This is a genomic window from Pseudomonas sp. TWP3-2 (genome assembly GCF_049897765.1).
In the GTDB taxonomy this organism is placed as follows: Bacteria; Pseudomonadota; Gammaproteobacteria; order Pseudomonadales; family Pseudomonadaceae; genus Aquipseudomonas.
Window position 1 is genome coordinate 25,569 of record NZ_JAFCWW010000031.1, and the last position, 18,839, is coordinate 44,407.

General features: G+C 58.7%; 17 protein-coding genes and 1 tRNA gene. 11 read left to right on the top strand and 7 right to left on the bottom strand.

Annotation, left to right across the window (positions count from 1 at the left end; genetic code table 11):
- Window positions 1-16 precede the first annotated feature (16 nt).
- The 4 genes from ACP7EE_RS26345 to ACP7EE_RS26360 all read left to right on the top strand — a co-directional run bounded on the left by ACP7EE_RS26345 (window position 17) and on the right by ACP7EE_RS26360 (window position 4,297).
- Window positions 17-883, top strand: coding sequence for a pirin family protein (locus ACP7EE_RS26345; protein WP_426237879.1), 867 nt, complete (start codon window positions 17-19; stop codon window positions 881-883).
- Window positions 884-1,042: 159 nt separating this feature from the next.
- Window positions 1,043-2,485: a mechanosensitive ion channel domain-containing protein gene (locus ACP7EE_RS26350; RefSeq protein WP_426237881.1), complete on the top strand. Its 1,443-nt coding sequence runs from the start codon at window positions 1,043-1,045 to the stop codon at window positions 2,483-2,485.
- 75 nt (window positions 2,486-2,560) lie between these two features.
- Complete coding sequence (locus ACP7EE_RS26355) at window positions 2,561-3,355, top strand: exodeoxyribonuclease III (RefSeq protein ID WP_426237884.1); 795 nt, start codon at window positions 2,561-2,563, stop codon at window positions 3,353-3,355.
- Between the two features lie 99 nt (window positions 3,356-3,454).
- Entirely contained in the window at window positions 3,455-4,297 is an 843-nt protein-coding gene (locus tag ACP7EE_RS26360) for an arylamine N-acetyltransferase family protein (protein WP_426205189.1), read from the top strand.
- Here ACP7EE_RS26360 and ACP7EE_RS26365 read toward each other — a convergent pair.
- From ACP7EE_RS26365 to ACP7EE_RS26375, 3 genes are read right to left on the bottom strand one after another with little or no spacing between them, the layout of a single operon-like run.
- Window positions 4,279-4,704, bottom strand: a complete 426-nt coding sequence (locus tag ACP7EE_RS26365) for a DUF4952 domain-containing protein (RefSeq protein ID WP_426205190.1) — start codon at window positions 4,702-4,704, stop codon at window positions 4,279-4,281. The genes ACP7EE_RS26360 and ACP7EE_RS26365 overlap by 19 nt on opposite strands.
- The gene (locus tag ACP7EE_RS26370) at window positions 4,705-5,454 is read right to left on the bottom strand and encodes a hypothetical protein (protein WP_426237886.1); all 750 of its coding nucleotides are present in this window, start codon (window positions 5,452-5,454) and stop codon (window positions 4,705-4,707) included.
- Between the two features lie 46 nt (window positions 5,455-5,500).
- Window positions 5,501-5,995, bottom strand: a complete 495-nt coding sequence (locus ACP7EE_RS26375; protein ID WP_426205192.1) for a PAAR domain-containing protein — start codon at window positions 5,993-5,995, stop codon at window positions 5,501-5,503.
- Between the two features lie 216 nt (window positions 5,996-6,211).
- Between ACP7EE_RS26375 and ACP7EE_RS26380 the strand changes: the two genes are divergently transcribed.
- Window positions 6,212-7,732 carry a nucleobase:cation symporter-2 family protein gene (locus ACP7EE_RS26380; RefSeq protein WP_426237888.1) on the top strand — a complete coding sequence of 507 codons (1,521 nt, stop codon included), beginning with the start codon at window positions 6,212-6,214 and terminating at the stop codon, window positions 7,730-7,732.
- Between the two features lie 64 nt (window positions 7,733-7,796).
- Here the strand turns inward: ACP7EE_RS26380 and ACP7EE_RS26385 are convergent, their stop codons facing one another.
- Entirely contained in the window at window positions 7,797-8,546 is a 750-nt protein-coding gene (locus tag ACP7EE_RS26385) for an NADPH-dependent F420 reductase (protein WP_426237890.1), read from the bottom strand.
- Between the two features lie 101 nt (window positions 8,547-8,647).
- Here ACP7EE_RS26385 and ACP7EE_RS26390 point away from each other — a divergent pair, with 101 nt between their 5' ends.
- From ACP7EE_RS26390 to ACP7EE_RS26405, 4 genes are all read left to right on the top strand, one after another.
- Complete coding sequence (locus ACP7EE_RS26390; protein ID WP_426237892.1) at window positions 8,648-9,031, top strand: winged helix-turn-helix transcriptional regulator; 384 nt, start codon at window positions 8,648-8,650, stop codon at window positions 9,029-9,031.
- 130 nt (window positions 9,032-9,161) lie between these two features.
- Window positions 9,162-9,782, top strand: a complete 621-nt coding sequence (locus ACP7EE_RS26395; protein WP_426237894.1) for a TetR/AcrR family transcriptional regulator — start codon at window positions 9,162-9,164, stop codon at window positions 9,780-9,782.
- 175 nt (window positions 9,783-9,957) lie between these two features.
- On the top strand, window positions 9,958-11,079 hold the full coding sequence (locus ACP7EE_RS26400; protein WP_426237896.1) for an efflux RND transporter periplasmic adaptor subunit: 1,122 nt from the start codon (window positions 9,958-9,960) through the stop codon (window positions 11,077-11,079).
- Window positions 11,076-14,144 carry an efflux RND transporter permease subunit gene (locus ACP7EE_RS26405; protein WP_426237898.1) on the top strand — a complete coding sequence of 1,023 codons (3,069 nt, stop codon included), beginning with the start codon at window positions 11,076-11,078 and terminating at the stop codon, window positions 14,142-14,144. The genes ACP7EE_RS26400 and ACP7EE_RS26405 overlap by 4 nt, the downstream gene beginning before the upstream one ends.
- Before the next feature lie 74 nt (window positions 14,145-14,218).
- Here ACP7EE_RS26405 and ACP7EE_RS26410 read toward each other — a convergent pair.
- Window positions 14,219-14,294, bottom strand: a tRNA-Asn gene (locus ACP7EE_RS26410).
- A gap of 221 nt (window positions 14,295-14,515) precedes the next feature.
- Here ACP7EE_RS26410 and ACP7EE_RS26415 point away from each other — a divergent pair.
- A complete protein-coding gene (locus ACP7EE_RS26415) occupies window positions 14,516-14,746 on the top strand; it encodes a hypothetical protein (protein WP_420648719.1) in 231 nt (76 codons plus the stop codon).
- Here the strand turns inward: ACP7EE_RS26415 and ACP7EE_RS26420 are convergent.
- Both ACP7EE_RS26420 and ACP7EE_RS26425 read right to left on the bottom strand, forming a co-directional pair.
- Window positions 14,743-14,943 (bottom strand): hypothetical protein, encoded by a 201-nt coding sequence (locus ACP7EE_RS26420; RefSeq protein WP_420648718.1) that lies wholly within the window; start codon window positions 14,941-14,943, stop codon window positions 14,743-14,745. The genes ACP7EE_RS26415 and ACP7EE_RS26420 overlap by 4 nt on opposite strands.
- A 112-nt stretch (window positions 14,944-15,055) precedes the next feature.
- The gene (locus ACP7EE_RS26425; protein ID WP_426237900.1) at window positions 15,056-16,252 is read right to left on the bottom strand and encodes an amino acid aminotransferase; all 1,197 of its coding nucleotides are present in this window, start codon (window positions 16,250-16,252) and stop codon (window positions 15,056-15,058) included.
- 336 nt (window positions 16,253-16,588) lie between these two features.
- Between ACP7EE_RS26425 and uvrB the strand changes: the two genes are divergently transcribed.
- Window positions 16,589-18,604: an excinuclease ABC subunit UvrB gene (gene uvrB, locus ACP7EE_RS26430; RefSeq protein WP_420648716.1), complete on the top strand. Its 2,016-nt coding sequence runs from the start codon at window positions 16,589-16,591 to the stop codon at window positions 18,602-18,604.
- Window positions 18,605-18,839 lie beyond the last annotated feature (235 nt).

Here is an 18,839-nt window from a genome sequence, read left to right on the forward strand (position 1 = left end):
TCTTTCAGGAGTCCGAATGAAAAACATCATCGGTATCTACACCAGCCCTCGCGGCCATTGGGTCGGCGACGGTTTTCCGGTGCGTACGCTGTTTTCCTACGACAACCTGGCGCAGCACATCAGCCCGTTTTTGTTGCTGGACCACGCCGGCCCTGCGGAGTTTTCTCCAACCACTGAGCGCCGTGGCGTGGGTCAGCATCCGCATCGCGGCTTTGAAACGGTAACCATCGTCTACAACGGCGAAGTCGAGCATCGTGACTCCACCGGCAGTGGCGGCAAGATCGGCCCAGGGGATGTGCAGTGGATGACCGCTGCTTCCGGGATTCTCCACGAGGAATTTCATTCCACAGACTTTGCCAGAACCGGCGGCACGCTGGAGATGGTCCAGCTGTGGGTCAACCTGCCGGCCAAGGACAAAATGGCCGCTCCGGCTTACCAGACGATTCTTGACGGTGACATCCCGAACATTGCGCTCAAGGACGATGCCGGCAGCCTGCGCCTGATCGCCGGTGAGTTCGACGGCCACACAGGCCCGTCTCGCACCTTCACGCCGATTGATCTGTGGGACCTGCGCTTGAACGCCGGCAAGCTGCTGACGCTTGATCTGCACGACGGTCGCAACACCGCGCTGGTTGTGTTGCGCGGCGCTGTGCGGATCAACGATCAGCAAGTCGCTGCTGCTGGCCAACTGGTGTTGTTCGAACCCGCTGGCCACGAGCTGACGCTGCAAGCCGAGGCCGATGCCATGGTGTTGGTGCTCAGTGGTGAGCCGATTGATGAACCGATCGTTGGTCACGGCCCGTTTGTGATGAACAGCGAGCAAGAGATCCATCAAGCCTTCGCTGACTTCCAGTCCGGGCGGTTCGGCCGGATGCCTGTTTAAGCTTGAATAAAACCTGTTGGAGCGCGCCTGCTTCAGTGGGTTTTTGCATAGGTTGTGCATAGGTTTTGAGGAACCCGCCCATCCCGCCAAATCAATTACTCCTACACTGAGCCCCATCTGTGCGATCTTCTCGCGATTGGCCCCTGTCGGAGTTGTTTGATGCTGTCTCTGCTCACCGAACATCCGTTGTTTTGTGCATTGATCCTGATCCTCGTCGACCTCGGGCTGTGGCGCCTGATCAGCTCGCGCGGCAGCGAGTGGAAGCTGCTGGTGCGGGTACTGATTTTCACCCTGTTCAGCATCGTGCTGTTCAACGAAGGTCTGAACCCGATGGAGCCAGCGCCGTGGGCAGACAACGTGCCGCTGCACCTTGCGGCGACCGGCTTGCAGATTGGCTGGTGGCTGTTCGGTGCGCGCACGCTGACGGTGCTGATCGGTGCGGTAATGATGCAGCGGGTCGGGCACACCGGGCGCTTGTTGCAGGATCTGCTCGGCGCGGTCATCTTCCTGATCGCGATCATTGCGGCATTGGCTTATGTGCTGGATCTACCGGTCAAAGGCGTGCTGGCGACTTCCGGCGCTTTGGCGATCATCGTTGGTCTGGCGTTGCAGAGCACCCTCAGCGACGTGTTTTCCGGCATCGTTCTCAACACCACCAAGCCTTATCAGCTGGATGACTGGATTTCCATCGACGGCACCGAAGGGCGGGTCACCGATATCGACTGGCGCGCCACGCGTCTGCAAACCAGTCAGGGCAGCATGGCGGTGATTCCCAACTCGCTGGCGGCCAAAGCCAAGATCATCAACTTCAGCCGCCCGAGCGACATGTTCGGGATCTCCATCAGCCTGCAAGTCAGTCCGCATGCGCGGCCGAGCACGGTGATCGAAGCGCTGGAGCGCGCCATGCAGGGTTGCCGTCCCTTGCTCGACCACCCGGCGCCGAACGTGTCACTGAAAAGCTCGGCCAGTGGCGGCGTGGAGTATGAAATCAGTGGCTTCGTCGCTTCGATGAACGAAAAGCGCACGGTGCGCAATCAACTGTTCGATCTGGCCTATCGGCACTTGCAGGCATCTGGAGTGAACCTGTTGTCGAGCGTCGAACCCAGCCCGCCCGCGCATCTGTCGCGGCCACGCGGGTTGCTCGACAGCTCGCCGATTTTCTCCACGCTGCGTGAGGAAGAAAAAGAAACGTTCAGCCAGAACATGACCCTGCAAACCTTCCGTGCCGGCGAGACGATTCTCGGCGCAGGCGAGGTCAGCGATCACTTGTTCATCATTGAATCCGGCGTGGTCAGCGTGACTCTGACGCGCCACGGCGTGCCGTTCGAGTCGGGGCGCATGGGGCCGGGCGAGGTGATCGGCGAGGCCGGGATTCTTTCCGATTCATCAGTGCCGGCCGCTTTCGCCGCGAAAACCTTCTGCGCGATGTACCGCATCGAGAAGACCTATCTCAAGCCATGCCTGGACGCCCGTCACGACATCAACGACGCCATGCAGACCCTGCTCGATTATCGCCTGCACAAGGCGCAAGCGCTGACGCAGGACGCGCCGGTGATCGTGCCGAAGAAAGGCTTTCTTCAGTGGCTGCGCAATCGGGTCTGAGCAGGCAAATCCAACGCAACCACTTCGGCACGGTGGCGGTCACAGCTTAACCGTCACTGGCAGGAGCTTGCGTCGATGAAAAAGCTGCGGATCGCCACCTACAACGTCAACGGCCTGCGCGCGCGGCTGCCGAATCTGCTGGATTGGCTCAAGCGCGAACAGCCGGACATCGTTTGCCTACAAGAACTGAAACTGGTCGACAGTGCATTTCCGGCTGCAGAACTTGAGGCGGCCGGCTACGGTGCGATCTGGCACGGCCAGGCGGCGTGGAACGGCGTGGCGATTCTCGCCCGTGATGCGCAACCACTGGAGAGTCGCCGCGGCTTGCCCGGCGATCCGGATGACAATCAAAGCCGATATCTGGAAGCCGCCGTGCACGGCATTCTGGTCGGTGGCCTGTATCTGCCCAACGGTAACCCGCAGCCGGGGCCGAAGTTCGATTACAAACTGGCCTGGTTCGAACGCTTGATCAGCTACGCCAAGGATCTGCAACGCAGTGATCATCCGGTGGTGCTGGCCGGTGATTACAACGTGGTGCCGACCGACATGGATATCTACAACACCCGTTCATGGCTCAAGGATGCGCTGCTGCAACCCGAAAGCCGCGAGTGTTATCAACGTCTGCTCGATCAGGGCTGGACCGATTCGCTACGGCATCTGTACCCCGAGGATCGGCTGTACACGTTCTGGGATTATTTCCGCAACCATTGGCAGAGCAATTCCGGGTTGCGCATAGACCACTTGTTGCTCAATCCGGCGCTGAGTCCGTATCTGCACGAGGCCGGGGTCGATGCGTGGGTGCGCAATGAACCGCACGCCAGCGATCACGCGCCGACCTGGATTCGCATCGATTCGCGCAAGCGTCGCTAGCGGCGATTGGCGAAATCAATTGTCGAAACGTGGCGCAGATCCCGTATACATGGCGACCATCAGCGGAACGATCCGCAGCCACTGCATAAGGACCGAGCAATGAGCGAGCCACGCCTGACGGACGTCAAACTTTATCTGCAACGCCTGGGTTTCGAGCAACCTCCCGCGCCGACACTCGATACCTTGCGCCAATTGCAACTGCGCCACACCGGGGTTTTTCCCTTCGAAAATCTTTCGACCATCAGCGGCGAAGCGGTGCTGATCGATCTGCCATCAGTGCAGCAGAAAATTCTGCACGATGGACGGGGCGGTTATTGCTACGAACTCAACAGTCTGTTTCTGGCGCTGCTGCTTGAGCTGGGTTTCGATGCGCGTGGTATCAGTGGTCGGGTAGTAATGGCTCAGCCCGAAGGTGCATGGACGGCGCGCACGCACCGCGTGAGTCTGGTGACCATCGACGGGGTGCGTTACATCACTGACGTAGGCTTCGGCGGCATGGTGCCCACCGCACCGTTGTTACTCGACACTGAAAGCGAGCAAGCCACGCCGCACGAACCCTATCGCATCGAAAAGCAAACTGACGGTTACATGCTCTCGGCCAAGGTCGCTGGCGAGTGGCGCCCGATGTACCTGTTCGATCTGCAGCGCCAGGAAGACATCGATTTCACCCTCGGCAACTGGTACGTCTCGACGCATCCGGAATCGCCGTTCGCTAACCGTCTGATGGTCGCGCGCACTGGCGATGGCTGGCGGCGTACGTTGAACAACGGGAGTTTCGCGATTCATCGTATGGGTGCCGAGAGCGATCGGCGCGAGGTGGTGGATGTAGAGGATCTACTCGATCTGCTTGAGATTGAGTTCGGAATACGGGTCGCGAGCCCGCAGTTGTTGAGGCCGGTGCTCAGACGCCTTATCGACCCCGGTCAGGGATCCTCAGCGTAAGCATCGACCTGGATAATGAAGTGATCGATACTGGCCCACGACTCTCGTTGCCTGACCTCTGTTTCCTCTGAGCCAATGCTGATCAGGTAGTTGATGCCTGTTGTTGGATCTCTGAAGCCATTTTGGGTCGAGTCCCAGACACAACAGGCGCGCGTGATCGGCGATATCCCGAAGTGCTGCTCAAGGTACTTTTCGGCTTTCGAAGCATTGGCTCCGGAAACTTCATAGCTGGCTGAAAATGGCTGGCCCATGCGGTCCAGTGCCTGCTTGCAGCCTTGAAATTCAACAAATGATGGCTTGTCTCCGAGCCTCGACAGAAAGTCATCACAAGTAAAGTCGGCGCTGGCGCTGTTGGCAATCACCAACAACAGCGCGGGTATCAATCGAGCAAGGATTAGCTGTTTCACTTATTTCTCTACCAGCAGTTCGCCGACATATTTGCCGCCTTCACCTTTGACTCGTCGGCTAATCAGGTAGTCGTAGACGTCATTCCATTTGGCCAACTCATAGAAGGTTACGCAGCCCTCGGAAATGTGGCCAACGTGAATGTAACGGCTGCTATTGCCCTTCTTGCCCTGTAGTTCGATTGGAAACCAGACGTCTGTGCAATGCAGATTGGCTTTGACCTTGTAGCCGCCCGTCGGCACGTTGGCATGGGAGCGGTCGGGGGCCATGATCCGGTGGCGGCCAGGAGGTATCGGCGTGTAGTTCTCATCCCAGATGGTATTGAGTGTCACCTTGGCCGTCTGGCCGTTGAAGCTGACTTGCGCCCACTGCTGCAGGCGCCGGCCTTTGAACTCTGATACGGCATATGCCGGAGCACCCACATATTTGACTTTCACGGTTGCCTGGCCAGAGGTCGGGGCGTCCGTCAAAAACTGCATCGCGTTTTCGCTTTTCAGGCTGGCAGTCTCTCCGGCGAACTCCGAGTTGCCATCGGCAATCCGGAAATACGTCCGACCTCCGGACTCTTTGATGAGGGTGACTTTGGTGAACTCGCACAAGGCCACCAGCACGCCGGTCGAATCCAGCTTTACCGCCAGCCAACCGTCGTCGTTCGCGCGCTTGGTGTACTTGGTGATGACGGCTGCATTGTGAGTACTGCCGGACTGGGCGTTCGAGGTTGCCCGGTTATTGCTCAAGATTGCCTGCGCCATGCGAGTTACAGCTCCTTTAAGTTTTCAGCTGATCGACGTTGAATACTCAAGCAAGGTCGTCGGGTTCAAGATGAAGTTGCTCGCTGGCACGGGTGGATACCCGCCTGGTCAGTCCGAGTTCATTGGTTACTCCGCGAAATACGATGCCCGATGCCGTCGTGATTTTGTAAGCGAAGTCCGGGACCGGTTCCCCGTCGGCGTCCAGCAAAGTGAACTGCTCGTCGAAGCCCAAGTTGATCGGTAGAACGGGGCTGATCGGCGCGCCACCGCCGCTATGGCCAATGATGACGGTTCCGGAACCACCGACGATAACGTCGCCGTGGGAACCCAGGCTGCCTTGAATGGCTGCATTTTTTCCGTTGATAAAGACAGTGGCGGAGGTATTGCTACTGATTGCGCTGCCGCAGGAGGCGGGGTCACCCAGTCGGGCGGCTGGCAAGCCGTCAAAAAATACGTTTGGGGAGCCGGCGGTGATGGTCTGTCCGGCGTGTGCCGGGCAAGAGGTGGCGTCTGTTGCGCGTGCGGCTGGTTTTCCACTCATGCTGAAGTCCTTTTCTGGGCCTTGGGGGCGGGATCTACCGTTAGTCCATACGGCGTCGTGGCTGGATCCTGACACGCGCGGTGCGAGGACTCAACCTTGTTCGTCGGTTGCGGATTAGATGACGCACGGCTGTAAAGTTGTATACAACTCTATGGACATTTGTCCTGAGTCTTGCATACAGTGTGCGCATAACAAAAACCAGGGAACCCCCCAACCATGAAAACGCCCCATGTTTCACACCAACGGCCCGAGGACGAGAATCTCGGGGTCGGCGCGAATATGGCTTACGGCCTGCAACATGTTCTGACCATGTATGGCGGTATCGTCGCGGTGCCGCTGATCATCGGCCAAGCGGCCGGTCTGTCGCCGGCAGACATTGGTTTGTTGATTGCTGCTTCATTGTTTGCGGGGGGGCTGGCGACGCTGCTGCAAACCCTCGGCGTGCCGTTTTTCGGCTGTCAGTTGCCGCTGGTGCAGGGCGTGTCGTTCTCTGGTGTTGCGACCATGGTCGCGATTGTCAGCAGTGGCGGGGAGGGTGGCTTCCAGTCGGTGCTCGGCGCGGTGATTGCCGCGTCACTCATAGGACTATTGATAACCCCGGTGTTCTCGCGAATTACCAAGTTCTTCCCGCCGCTGGTCACCGGGATTGTGATCACCACTATCGGCCTGACGCTGATGCCGGTGGCCGCACGCTGGGCGATGGGCGGCAACAGTCACGCGCCGGACTTCGGCAGCATGCAGAACATCGGTCTGGCGGCGGTCACGCTGGTGCTGGTGTTGCTGCTGAGCAAGGTCGGCAGCTCGACCATCTCGCGCTTGTCGATTCTGTTGGCGATGGTGATCGGTACGGTGCTGGCGGTGTTCCTCGGCATGGCCGATTTTTCCACCGTCACCCAAGGCCCGATGTTCGGTTTCCCGACGCCGTTTCACTTCGGCATGCCGACCTTCCACTTCGCAGCGATCCTGTCGATGTGCATCGTGGTCATGGTGACGCTGGTGGAAACCTCGGCGGACATTCTCGCTGTCGGTGAAATCATCGGCACCAAGGTCGATTCCAAACGTCTGGGCAACGGCCTGCGCGCCGACATGCTGTCGAGCATGTTTGCACCGATCTTCGGCTCGTTCACTCAAAGTGCCTTTGCCCAAAACGTCGGGCTGGTGGCGGTGACCGGGATCAAGAGCCGCTTTGTGGTGGCCACCGGGGGCTTGTTTCTGGTGATCCTCGGCCTGCTGCCTTTCATGGGACGGGTGATCGCGGCGGTACCGACTTCGGTTCTGGGCGGCGCCGGCATCGTGCTGTTTGGCACCGTGGCGGCGAGCGGCATTCGTACGCTGTCCAAGGTCGATTACCGCAACAACGTCAATCTGATCATCGTCGCCACTTCAATCGGCTTCGGCATGATCCCGATTGCCGCGCCGAGTTTCTACGATCAATTCCCGAGCTGGTTCGCGACCATTTTTCACTCGGGCATCAGTTCGTCGGCGATCATGGCGATATTGCTGAATCTGGCGTTCAACCACTTCACCGCTGGTAACTCTGACCAGCAGTCGGTGTTCGCGGTGGCAGAGGAACGAACCCTGCGTTATCGCGACCTGGCAGCGCTGCGCGAAGGGGACTACTTCTGTGACGGCAAACTGCATGACTGCGACGGCAAGGAAGTCCCGGTGATTGAAGTGGACGCGGATCACGGCCACGGTGCACCGAAAGTGCTGAGTAAAAGCAGCGAGCATGTCTGAATGCTTTGAGGCGTGAAAAAGGGCCGGTCTGGTGACAGATCGGCCCTTTTCATTTAGACGGATCTCAGTCGACCGCGTTGAATCTCCGGTTAAATGCCACGACGTCGGCGTGGGAAGGATTACTGGCGAAGAGTTCAGGCAAGCGCACATTAAACTCCTCCCGTTTCGGCGCTGCGGCTCCTTTCACTGCTGCGGCCAGTGCCGGACGCATTTGAGCAGCCGTGTAATCGCAGCAGTAAGCTGGAGTGCATGGCTGTTGCCGCCATGAATCCTCAAGGCTTGCGCTGTCCACCGGATCGAAGCCAACGTCGTCAACGAGCTGCATCACGAGCGTTTTCTGATGGGCATCGTCGCCCGCCACGGCCACGCCCAGACGGCCCTCTGTCCCTTTCGGCTGACCAAGATTTTCCAGCGAGTAAGCCAGGAGATTATTGAATGCCTTGATGACGGGTCGGCCGATCTGCTCGCTGACCCAGACGCTTTCCGTCTGACCCGATTCCAATGCGCGAATCCGCGCGTCTCTCAGGCCTGGGTAGTAGTTGCTGGTGTCGACCACTGGAACCGAGGAGGGCAGTTCGGATAGCAGGTCTTTTGGCAGCGTTGCCATTGCAGGCAGAGGAACGGCAAGTATCACAGCATCGGCGCCGTCTATTGCGCCTTTGAGGTCGGCAGGGGTGACGCCGGCTTCTCTTGCAAAGCTGCTGACGGCAGCTTTGCCCCGGGAGTTGGCCACGCTGACTTGATGGCCAGCAGCGGCGAGCCGACGAGCAAGATTGCCGCCAATAGATCCGATTCCAACGATAGCGATTTTCATGGTTTGTCCAGAGACTCAAAGTCCGGCTACGGTATTATCGATGCTGCAAAATTCGCAAGAACCGACGTTTTTGTCTGTAACCCACCAAAAGGTAAGTGATGATGGATCGCGAGTGGGAATGTCAGAACCCAATACGGCGCCAGGCATGGTCCGCCGCTGTCAACGCCACGCTTCGCGTGCTGGAGGGAAAGTGGAAGATCGTCATCATCAATGAGCTGATGGCCGCCAAGGGCCGTCCGCTTCGGTTTTCCGAACTGGAGAAACTGATTCCTGATGTCACGCAGAAGATGCTGATCCAACAGTTGAAAGGGCTGCAACAAGACGACATCGTCCATCGAACCGTTTATCCAGAAGTGCCTCCACGGGTGGAGTACGCCCTGACAGAGCTCGGTCATGCACTTGCCCCGACGATGACTGCTCTCATCGACTGGGCTGAACTCCGGCACCTGCACCATGTAGAGCGTGCCAAAACCGATGCCCCATAGTGCCTCTCAGGCACGCCGTCCCCCCTCAGTGGAGGTCTGCCGCGTGACACCTGCGAAAGGGGCGGCTAATGACTAAATTACAATTTGGTCACAAGTTGTCAACCACCTTGGGGATGAGTAAGCTGCTCGCATGAATCAGCCATCAGTTTCTTCGCCCAGCGCCCGAGGCCCAGTCGATCACGACATTCGAGACCAGATTGTCGCGGCGGCCAACGAGCATTTCAGTCAGTACGGTTATGGCAAAACAACCGTTTCTGACCTGGCCAAGGCCATCGGATTTTCCAAGGCTTACATCTACAAATTCTTTGAGTCCAAGCAGGCGATTGGTGAAGCAATCTGTAAAAATTGCCTGACGGAGATCGTCACGGCAGTGGAGCAGGCCATCAACGTAGAGGGCATTTCGCCGACCGAACGGTTTCGGCGTCTGGTCAAAACCGTGATCGCTACAGGTGTGAGCCTGTTCTTCAACGACCGGAAACTCTATGACATCGCAGCGTTTGCGGCGTCAGAGCGCTGGCCCAGTTCGGAAGTCTATGACGCTCAGATCAAGAACTTCGTGATGCAAATCGTGCGTGAAGGGCGAGAACTGGGAGAGTTCGAGCGCAAGACACCGCTGGACGAAACGGTAGAGGCGATTCATCTCGCGCTGCGGCCCTTCATCAATCCTTTGCTCTTGCAGCACAACCTCGATGTTGTTGAGCAAGCCCCTTCTCTGATCTCCAGTCTGGTTCTGCGCAGCCTGATGCCTTGAACCTTTGCTGACGGATGCACTACGCATCCGTCTCAGCTTGTACGCCTGAAAAACCGATATCAGTCTTTTCTGCTGTGTTCTGATCCAGTGGAAAGTATGCACCTGTCCGATTTGTGACGATTGACTTAATTGGTCACTTGAATGAGCATGGCGCATCCGTTACCGGGAGATCTTTATGATCCTGCGCCATCGCATGTCACTCGCTGTCATTCTCGTCTTGCCGTTTGCCCTGGCCGCCTGCAACAAGGCCACGCCTGCCGATCCTCGCCTTCAAGTGCCTTTGGTGCGTATCGGTGTGGTTCAGCCAGCCGGGGCCGCTGCACGGATATTCACGGGTATCGTCGCGGCGCGCGTTCAGAGCGATCTCGGTTTTCGAGTGCCAGGGAAAGTCTCGGAGCGTCTGGTGGATGCCGGGCAGACTGTAAAGCGCGGTCAGGCACTCATGCGCATCGATGCCAACGACTTGACGCTGACGGCGAGGGCGCAGCAGGCAGTGGTTCTGGCGGCGACAGCTCAAGCCCGGCAAGCCGTCGATGATGAGCTTCGCTACCGTAAGTTGGTGTCCGTCGGGGCGGTGTCTGCTTCAGCGTACGCAGGGTACAAAGCGGCTGCCGACTCGGCGAAGGCCCAGCTCAACGCTGCCCGAGCTCAAGCTGATGTGGCAAAAAACGCGACCGGTTACTCGACGTTATTGGCTGATGCCGATGGCGTTGTGGTGGAAACCCTGGCTGAGCCGGGACAGGTGATTGGCGCTGGTCAGGTGGTGGTGCGTGTTGCTCACTCAGGGCTGCGCGAGGCGGTGATCCAGTTGCCCGAAACGCTTCGTCCAGCCCTGGGTTCTGTGGCGACGGTTGAGCTCTACGGACCCAACCAGCGTGGCGGCAGTGCTCGGTTACGTCAGTTGTCCGATTCTGCCGACCTGCAGACCCGAACCTTTGAAGCGCGTTATGTGCTGGAAGGGGATCTTTCCCAGGCCACTTTGGGTTCGACGATATCGGTGGGTATCGCGGATTCGAATGTGGTTGATGGCAAGGAATTACAGGTGCCCATGGGAGCCCTTTATGACGCGGGTAAAGGCCCTGGTGTCTGGGTGGTTGAGGGAGAACCTGAGCATGTGATGTGGCGCCCGATCAGCGTTCGCAGCCTGAATAACGAGGACAGCGTGCGCGTTACGGGCGATCTGCAAGTGGGTGATCGAGTTGTCGCACTGGGTGCGCATCTTTTGCGTGAGGGAGAGAAAGTCAGGACTGAACTTGTCGGTACGACGCAAAAGATGCTGGGAGAGGTGAGTCGATGAGCGGCTTCAATCTTTCGGCCCTGGCAGTACGCGAGCGCTCAATCACCCTGTTTCTGATCCTGCTGATTTCTGTGGGAGGGTTGTACGCCTTCTTCAAACTGGGGCGTGCGGAAGACCCCGCGTTCACCATCAAACAAATGACGGTGGTCACCGCCTGGCCTGGGGCGACGGCCCAGGAGATGCAAGACCAGGTGGTCGAAAAACTTGAAAAACGCATGCAGGAACTGCGTTGGTACGATCGGACTGAAACCTTTACTCGCCCTGGACTGGCGTTCACCACGGTTTATCTGCTGGATAGCACGCCGCCCTCAGCCGTTCAGGAGGAGTTCTATCAGGCGCGCAAGAAAATCCTCGATGAGCAAAAGGGTTTGCCGTCCGGGGTGATTGGCCCGATGGTCAATGACGAGTATTCCGATGTGACCTTCGCGCTCTATGCGCTCAAGGCCAAGGGTGAGCCGCAACGTCTGTTGGTGCGCGAAGCTGAGAGCTTGCGCCAGCGTCTGCTGCATGTGGCGGGTGTGAAGAAGGTCAACATCATCGGTGAACAGGCCGAGCGCATTTATGTCGAGCTGTCCTACGAGCGTCTGGCGACACTGGGCATTTCCGCACGAGACATCTTCAATGCGTTGAACACGCAGAACATGATGACGCCGGCCGGCTCGGTGGAAGCGAAGGGGCCGCAGGTTTTCATTCGCCTGGATGGTGCGTTTGATGACCTGCAGAAAATTCGTGATACCCCACTGATGGTGGAAGGCAGAACCCTCAAGTTGTCCGATGTGGCTGAGGTCAAGCGCGGTTATGAAGACCCTGCGACGTTCCTGATTCGCAACAATGGTGAGCCCGCATTGTTGCTCGGCGTGGTCATGCGCGATGGCTGGAACGGTCTGGATCTGGGGAAGTCGCTGGAGACCGAGGCGACAGCGATCAACCAGCAGATGCCTTTGGGCATGAGCCTGACCAAGGTCACGGATCAGGCGGTGAATATTGGCGCATCCGTCAACGAATTCATGCTGAAGTTTTTTGCGGCCCTGGGCGTGGTGCTGCTGGTGTGTTTTCTCAGCATGGGCTGGCGGGTCGGCGTTGTGGTTGCCGCGGCGGTGCCGCTGACCCTGGCGGCGGTGTTCATTGTGATGGCGGCCACGGGCAAGGACTTCGATCGAATTACTTTGGGGTCGTTGATTCTGGCCCTGGGACTGCTGGTGGACGATGCAATCATTGCCATTGAAATGATGGTGGTGAAGATGGAGGAGGGCTACGACCGAATCAAGGCCTCTGCTTACGCCTGGAGCCACACGGCCGCGCCGATGTTGTCGGGGACGTTGGTGACGGCTATCGGTTTCATGCCCAACGGGTTTGCCAAGTCGACAGCTGGTGAGTACACCGCGAACATGTTCTGGATCGTTGGTATCGCGCTGATCACTTCATGGGTGGTGGCCGTGGTGTTTACCCCTTATCTGGGGGTCAAACTGCTGCCGCAGATCAAAGTGCCTGAAGGCGGGCATGCGGCGATTTACGGTACGCCGAACTACCAGCGGTTCAGGCGCCTGCTGGGCAGTGTGATCCGCCGCAAAGGTCTGGTGGCTACATCCGTCGTTGGCCTGTTTGTAGTTGCGATTCTCGGCATGGGTGTGGTCAAGAAGCAGTTCTTTCCAACGTCCGACCGGCCCGAGGTGCTGGTTGAGGTGCAGATGCCTCACGGCACGTCTATCGAACAGACTGATGTGGCAGCGGCCAAAGTCGAGGCGTGGCTGGCTCGGCAGCCGGAGGCCAGGATCGTCACCGCTTACATTGGTCAGGGCGCGCCGCGCTTCTATTTGGCAATGGCCCCTGAACTACCCGATCCATCCTTTGCAAAAATCGTCGTGCTGACCGCGAGTCAGCAAGAGCGCGAGGCGCTCAAGCTGCGCCTCAGGCAAGCCGTGGCCGATGGCTTGGCGCCTGAAGCCCGGGTGCGCGTGACGCAGTTGGTATTTGGCCCCTATTCACCGTATCCAGTGGCCTTTCGGGTGATGGGCGCGGACCTTGCTGTGTTGCGGGATATCGCCGCGCAAGTGCGTGAAGTCATGACTGCCAGCCCCATGATGAGGACTGTCAACACCGACCTGGGCGAACGCGCGCCGGCACTTCATCTCACGCTGGATCAGGATCGTCTGCAAGCATTCGGCTTGACCTCGGCCGATGTCGCGCAACAGCTGCAATTTCTGCTCACGGGGGTGCCTGTCACCGAGGTGCGTGAGGACATTCGTTCGGTGCAGGTGGTCGCTCGCTCGGCGGGAGATACGCGTCTGGATCCAGCGAAAATTGCCGCCTTCACGCTGACCGGCGCCCATGGGCAGCGCGTGTCGCTGTCCCAGGTCGGCGCGGTGGATGTGCGGATGGAGGAGCCCGTTCTGCGACGTCGTGATCGTACGCCGACCATCACCGTGCGTGGTGACGTGGCTGAAGCTCTTCAACCACCCGATGTTTCCAATGCCTTGATAAAGCAGTTGCAGCCCATCATCGACAAACTGCCGGCGGGGTACCGGATTGAGTTGGCCGGCTCGATCGAGGAGTCGGGTAAAGCGAACAAGGCATTGCTGCCGTTGTTCCCGATCATGATTGCGCTGATGTTGCTGACCATCATCATCCAGGTGCGCTCGATGTCGGCAATGATGATGGTGTTCGCCACCGCGCCGTTGGGCCTGATTGGAGTGGTGCCCATTTTGCTGCTGTTCCAGCAACCGTTCGGGATCAACGCCTTGGTGGGGCTGATTGCCCTGTCCGGGATTCTGATGCGCAACACGCTGATTCTCATTGGCCAGATTCACTCCAATGAGCAATCCGGCCTGTCGCCTTACAACGCCGTGGTCGAAGCCACTGTGCAGCGCGCGAGGCCGGTGATTCTCACGGCGCTGGCGGCGATGCTGGCGTTCATTCCGCTGACCCATTCGGTGTTCTGGGGGACGCTGGCCTATACCCTGATTGGCGGCACGTTTGCCGGCACCGTACTGACTCTGGTGTTCCTGCCGGCGATGTACGCCCTCTGGTTCAAGATCAAGCCTGAGCCAGCGCATACGGAAGACTGAAACGAAAAAAACCCGCCGGAGGCGGGTTTCTTCGAGGATTCAAAGACTGGAAAAACCATCTCTGAATCTATGTTTGGCTCCACAACCTGGACTCGAACCAGGGACCCAGTGATTAACAGTCACTTGCTCTACCAACTGAGCTATTGCGGAATTGGTGCGTATGTTACTGATTCAAAAAGAGAAGTCAAGCATCAGTTATTAACTTTCACGATTCATCAGGACGGACGGTGGTTTGTCAGCGATTGGCGGTTACCAGAATCGCCCGAGAGGTCTACCATGGCCGCCCGGAAGTGGTCACACGCGCTGCCGGCCATTCGCCGAAAAGGTACGCGCCACATGAATCACACATCACTGCACATCGAGGTGTCCGCATGACCACCGCTCAAATCAGCCTGCCCAAGGGCGTCGGCCCGCACGCCGAAAAACTCTTCGATGCGATCACTCAGGCCAGCACCGCTGAAGAATTGAACCGCGCGGGCGGCAAGGCTGAAGGCTTTGTCCTCGGCCTGGAAACTGCCAAGGCCATCAAAAGCCAGATCGCCGAGTCGCTGTACGTGGTCTACGACGACGCTGCCACCCAGCGCGCAACCGAACTGGCTTAACCGCCGAACGTGACGGTGCCGAGCATCAGTTTGGCGTAGAGCATCGTCGCGCCGAGTTGCACCAGCCACAGCGCCAGGCCGCCGAGAAACACTCCAGCCGCGACTTGCAGCACCAGATTGTTGCTGCGTTTGGCCGGGGAGCGGGGGATGAAGTCATCCATTTCGTCGCGGTCGGCACGCAGGTCATCGTTTTTCATGTTGTCTCTCTGAAATATCGTCTGTGTGCAGTCTAGAGCTTATGGACGGTTTTCTTCAGACAAATAAAAACGGGAAGCCCTGAGGCTTCCCGTTTTTCGTCACGCAACCGGATCAGATCATCTGAACGATGGCATCGGTTACCGCTTTGATGTTGCGCTGGTTCAGCGCGGCCACGCAGATGCGGCCGGTGTCCAGAGCGTAGATGCCGAACTCGTTGCGCAGGCGATGCACCTGTTCGGTGGTCAGGCCGGAGTAGGAGAACATGCCGCGCTGACGACCGACGAAGCTGAAGTCGCGTTGCGGAGCCTTTTCAGCCAGCAGCTTGACCATCTGCTCGCGCATGCCGCGAATGCGCAGGCGCATTTCCGCCAGTTCGGCTTCCCACTGGGCGCGCAGTTCCGGGCTGTTCAACACCGCAGCGACAATGCTTGCGCCGTGGGTCGGCGGGTTGGAGTAGTTGGTGCGGATCACGCGTTTGACTTGCGACAGCACGCGCGCGCTTTCTTCTTTCGATTCGCTGACGATCGACAGGGCGCCGACGCGCTCGCCGTACAGCGAGAACGATTTGGAGAACGAGCTCGAGACGAAGAAGGTCAGGCCGGACTCTGCGAACAGACGCACAGCAGCGGCGTCTTCATCGATACCGTCGCCGAAGCCTTGGTAAGCCATGTCGAGGAAAGGCACGTGACCTTTGGCGCGCACGGCTTCCAGTACGTTGTTCCAGTCCGCCGGGCTCAGATCGACGCCGGTCGGGTTGTGGCAGCAGGCGTGCAGGACAATGATCGAGCCGTTCGGCAGAGCGTTGAGGTCTTCGAGCAGGCCGGCACGGTTCACATCGTGGGTGGCGGCGTCGTAGTAGCGGTAGTTCTGTACCGGGAAACCGGCGGTTTCGAACAGTGCGCGGTGGTTTTCCCAGCTCGGGTCGCTGATCGCCACGACCGCATTCGGCAGCAGTTGCTTGAGGAAGTCGGCACCGATTTTCAGAGCACCGGTCCCGCCGACAGCCTGAGTGGTGACTACGCGACCCGCAGCCAGCAGCGGCGAATCATTGCCGAACAGCAGCTTTTGCACAGCCTGGTCGTAAGCGACGATGCCATCGATTGGCAAATAGCCACGCGAGGCATGCTGAGCAGCGCGGGTGGTTTCGGCTTCGATAACGGCGCGCAGAAGTGGAATTCGCCCCTCTTCGTTGCAGTAAACACCAACGCCCAGGTTGACCTTGTCGGTGCGGGTGTCTGCGTTGAATGCTTCGTTGAGGCCCAGGATCGGATCACGGGGTGCCATTTCGACAGCGGAGAACAGGCTCATTTTTGCGGCGGCTCTGAATGGAGTGTGGAGGGACGTGTAGCGCTCCAGCCGAATGCACTAGAGCGGTGCACAAACGGGGAGCTAGTATAGAGGCCATCATCGACCGATGGCGACAGGCGAATCGGCTTTTGGCGTAAGTTTTTCCGATTATTTCTCGACCGTTAGTCGATTGCCCGTGTCAGAGACTTTACCGGATGTAGGACGTTTGCCTTGAAAGGCGAGGCAATCGACTCCACATTCAACACAATCTTCGTTTTTCCTCGGGCGACATTGCTCGTTTGCGGTCTTTTCCGTGGCGCGCCGGTTGATCCGCAGCGTCGCGACCCAGAGGTATTTATGTCCGAATTCCAGCTTGTCACCCGTTTCGACCCTGCTGGCGACCAGCCGGAAGCCATTCGCCAGTTGGTCGAGGGCATCGAGGCCGGGTTGGCGCACCAGACGCTGCTCGGCGTAACCGGTTCGGGCAAGACCTTCAGCATCGCCAACGTCATCGCCCAGGTGCAGCGCCCGACGCTGGTGCTGGCGCCGAACAAAACCCTGGCCGCGCAGTTGTACGGCGAGTTCAAGGCGTTTTTCCCGAACAACTCGGTCGAATACTTCGTTTCCTACTACGACTACTACCAGCCTGAAGCTTACGTGCCGTCGTCCGACACCTTCATCGAGAAGGATGCGTCGATCAACGACCACATCGAGCAGATGCGTCTGTCCGCGACCAAAGCGCTGCTGGAGCGCAAGGACTCGATCATCGTCACCACGGTGTCGTGCATCTACGGTCTGGGCAGCCCGGACACCTATCTGAAAATGGTGCTGCACATTGATCGCGGCGACAAACTCGATCAGCGCGCCCTGGTGCGCCGCTTGGCTGACTTGCAGTACACGCGCAACGACATGGATTTCGCCCGTGCGACCTTCCGCGTGCGCGGCGATGTGATCGATGTTTATCCGGCCGAATCCGATCTGGAAGCGATCCGCATCGAGCTGTTCGATGATGAGGTCGAGAGCATTTCCGCGTTCGATCCGCTAACCGGCGAAGTCATCCGCAAGATGCCGCGTTTCACTTTCTACCCGAAGAGCCACTACGTGACGCCGCGCGAAACCCTGCTCGGCGCCATCGAGGGCATCAAGGTCGAATTGCAGGAACGCCTGGAATACCTGCGCAGCAACAACAAACTGGTGGAAGCCCAGCGGCTGGAGCAGCGCACGCGTTTCGATCTGGAGATGATCCTCGAGCTCGGCTACTGCAACGGCATCGAAAACTACTCGCGCTACCTCTCGGGTCGCGATTCCGGCCAGGCGCCGCCGACCTTGTTTGACTACCTGCCGGCGGATGCCTTGCTGGTGATCGACGAATCCCACGTCAGCGTGCCGCAGGTCGGCGCGATGTATAAAGGCGACCGTTCGCGCAAGGAAACCCTGGTCGAATACGGCTTCCGTTTGCCCTCGGCGCTGGACAACCGACCGATGCGTTTCGACGAATTCGAAACCATCAGCCCGCAGACGATTTTTGTATCGGCCACGCCGGGCAACTACGAGGCGGAACACGCGGGCCGAGTGGTCGAGCAATTGGTGCGGCCGACCGGTCTGGTCGACCCGCAAATCGAAATCCGTCCGGCGCTGACCCAGGTCGATGATCTGCTCTCGGAAATCGGCAAACGCGTGGCGCTGGAAGAGCGGGTGCTGGTCACCACGCTGACCAAGCGCATGTCCGAGGACTTGACCGATTACCTTGCCGATCACGGTGTGCGCGTGCGGTATTTGCACTCGGACATCGACACCGTCGAACGCGTGGAAATCATCCGCGATCTGCGCCTCGGCGCTTTCGATGTGCTGGTGGGAATCAACCTGCTGCGTGAAGGTCTGGACATGCCGGAAGTGTCGCTGGTGGCCATTCTCGATGCGGACAAGGAAGGCTTCCTGCGTTCCGAGCGCTCGCTGATCCAGACCATTGGCCGCGCCGCGCGAAACCTCAATGGCCGGGCGATTCTTTACGCGGATCGCATCACCGGTTCGATGGAGCGTGCGATTGGCGAAACCGAGCGCCGTCGCGACAAACAGATTGCCTTTAACCTGGCCAATGGCATTACGCCGAAGGGCGTGTTCAAGGACGTGGCCGACATCATGGAAGGCGCCACCGTGCCCGGTTCGCGCAGCAAGAAGCGCAAAGGCATGGCCAAGGCTGCCGAAGAAAGCGCCAAGTACGAAGCCGAACTGCGTTCGCCGAGCGAAATCACCAAGCGCATTCGTCAACTCGAAGAGAAGATGTACCAGTTGGCGCGCGATCTGGAGTTTGAAGCGGCGGCGCAGATGCGTGATGAAGTGGCCAAGTTGCGCGAGCGCCTTTTGGCTGTTTGATCTTTATCGCTTCCGATGGCCTCATCGCTGGCAAGCCAGCTCCCACAAGGATCTCGGGTGCACACAGAATTTGTGAACGCTAGAGAAACCTGTGGGAGCTGGCTTGCCAGCGATGAGCATTGGTATCTACACATCTAAGTTCTTCGGCTGGCCATCCAGCCGATGGCTTCTTTAGCAAAAGCCGCCAGCTCCTCTGGGGTGTGTTGCTCCAACGTCTCACACATGGCCAAAAGCA

What these genes read in the sequence shown, in the direction of transcription:
- ACP7EE_RS26390 (WP_426237892.1), top strand. Translation starts at nt 8,648, where the DNA reads ATGGATCGCGAGTGGGAATGTCAGAACCCAATACGGCGCCAGGCATGG.
- ACP7EE_RS26360 (WP_426205189.1), top strand. Translation starts at nt 3,455, where the DNA reads ATGAGCGAGCCACGCCTGACGGACGTCAAACTTTATCTGCAACGCCTG.
- uvrB (WP_420648716.1), top strand. Translation starts at nt 16,589, where the DNA reads ATGTCCGAATTCCAGCTTGTCACCCGTTTCGACCCTGCTGGCGACCAG.
- ACP7EE_RS26415 (WP_420648719.1), top strand. Translation starts at nt 14,516, where the DNA reads ATGACCACCGCTCAAATCAGCCTGCCCAAGGGCGTCGGCCCGCACGCC.
- ACP7EE_RS26400 (WP_426237896.1), top strand. Translation starts at nt 9,958, where the DNA reads ATGATCCTGCGCCATCGCATGTCACTCGCTGTCATTCTCGTCTTGCCG.
- ACP7EE_RS26345 (WP_426237879.1), top strand. Translation starts at nt 17, where the DNA reads ATGAAAAACATCATCGGTATCTACACCAGCCCTCGCGGCCATTGGGTC.
- ACP7EE_RS26425 (WP_426237900.1), bottom strand. Translation starts at nt 16,252, where the DNA reads ATGAGCCTGTTCTCCGCTGTCGAAATGGCACCCCGTGATCCGATCCTG.
- ACP7EE_RS26380 (WP_426237888.1), top strand. Translation starts at nt 6,212, where the DNA reads ATGAAAACGCCCCATGTTTCACACCAACGGCCCGAGGACGAGAATCTC.
- ACP7EE_RS26420 (WP_420648718.1), bottom strand. Translation starts at nt 14,943, where the DNA reads ATGAAAAACGATGACCTGCGTGCCGACCGCGACGAAATGGATGACTTC.
- ACP7EE_RS26405 (WP_426237898.1), top strand. Translation starts at nt 11,076, where the DNA reads ATGAGCGGCTTCAATCTTTCGGCCCTGGCAGTACGCGAGCGCTCAATC.
- ACP7EE_RS26370 (WP_426237886.1), bottom strand. Translation starts at nt 5,454, where the DNA reads ATGGCGCAGGCAATCTTGAGCAATAACCGGGCAACCTCGAACGCCCAG.
- ACP7EE_RS26385 (WP_426237890.1), bottom strand. Translation starts at nt 8,546, where the DNA reads ATGAAAATCGCTATCGTTGGAATCGGATCTATTGGCGGCAATCTTGCT.
- ACP7EE_RS26375 (WP_426205192.1), bottom strand. Translation starts at nt 5,995, where the DNA reads ATGAGTGGAAAACCAGCCGCACGCGCAACAGACGCCACCTCTTGCCCG.
- ACP7EE_RS26395 (WP_426237894.1), top strand. Translation starts at nt 9,162, where the DNA reads ATGAATCAGCCATCAGTTTCTTCGCCCAGCGCCCGAGGCCCAGTCGAT.
- ACP7EE_RS26355 (WP_426237884.1), top strand. Translation starts at nt 2,561, where the DNA reads ATGAAAAAGCTGCGGATCGCCACCTACAACGTCAACGGCCTGCGCGCG.
- ACP7EE_RS26350 (WP_426237881.1), top strand. Translation starts at nt 1,043, where the DNA reads ATGCTGTCTCTGCTCACCGAACATCCGTTGTTTTGTGCATTGATCCTG.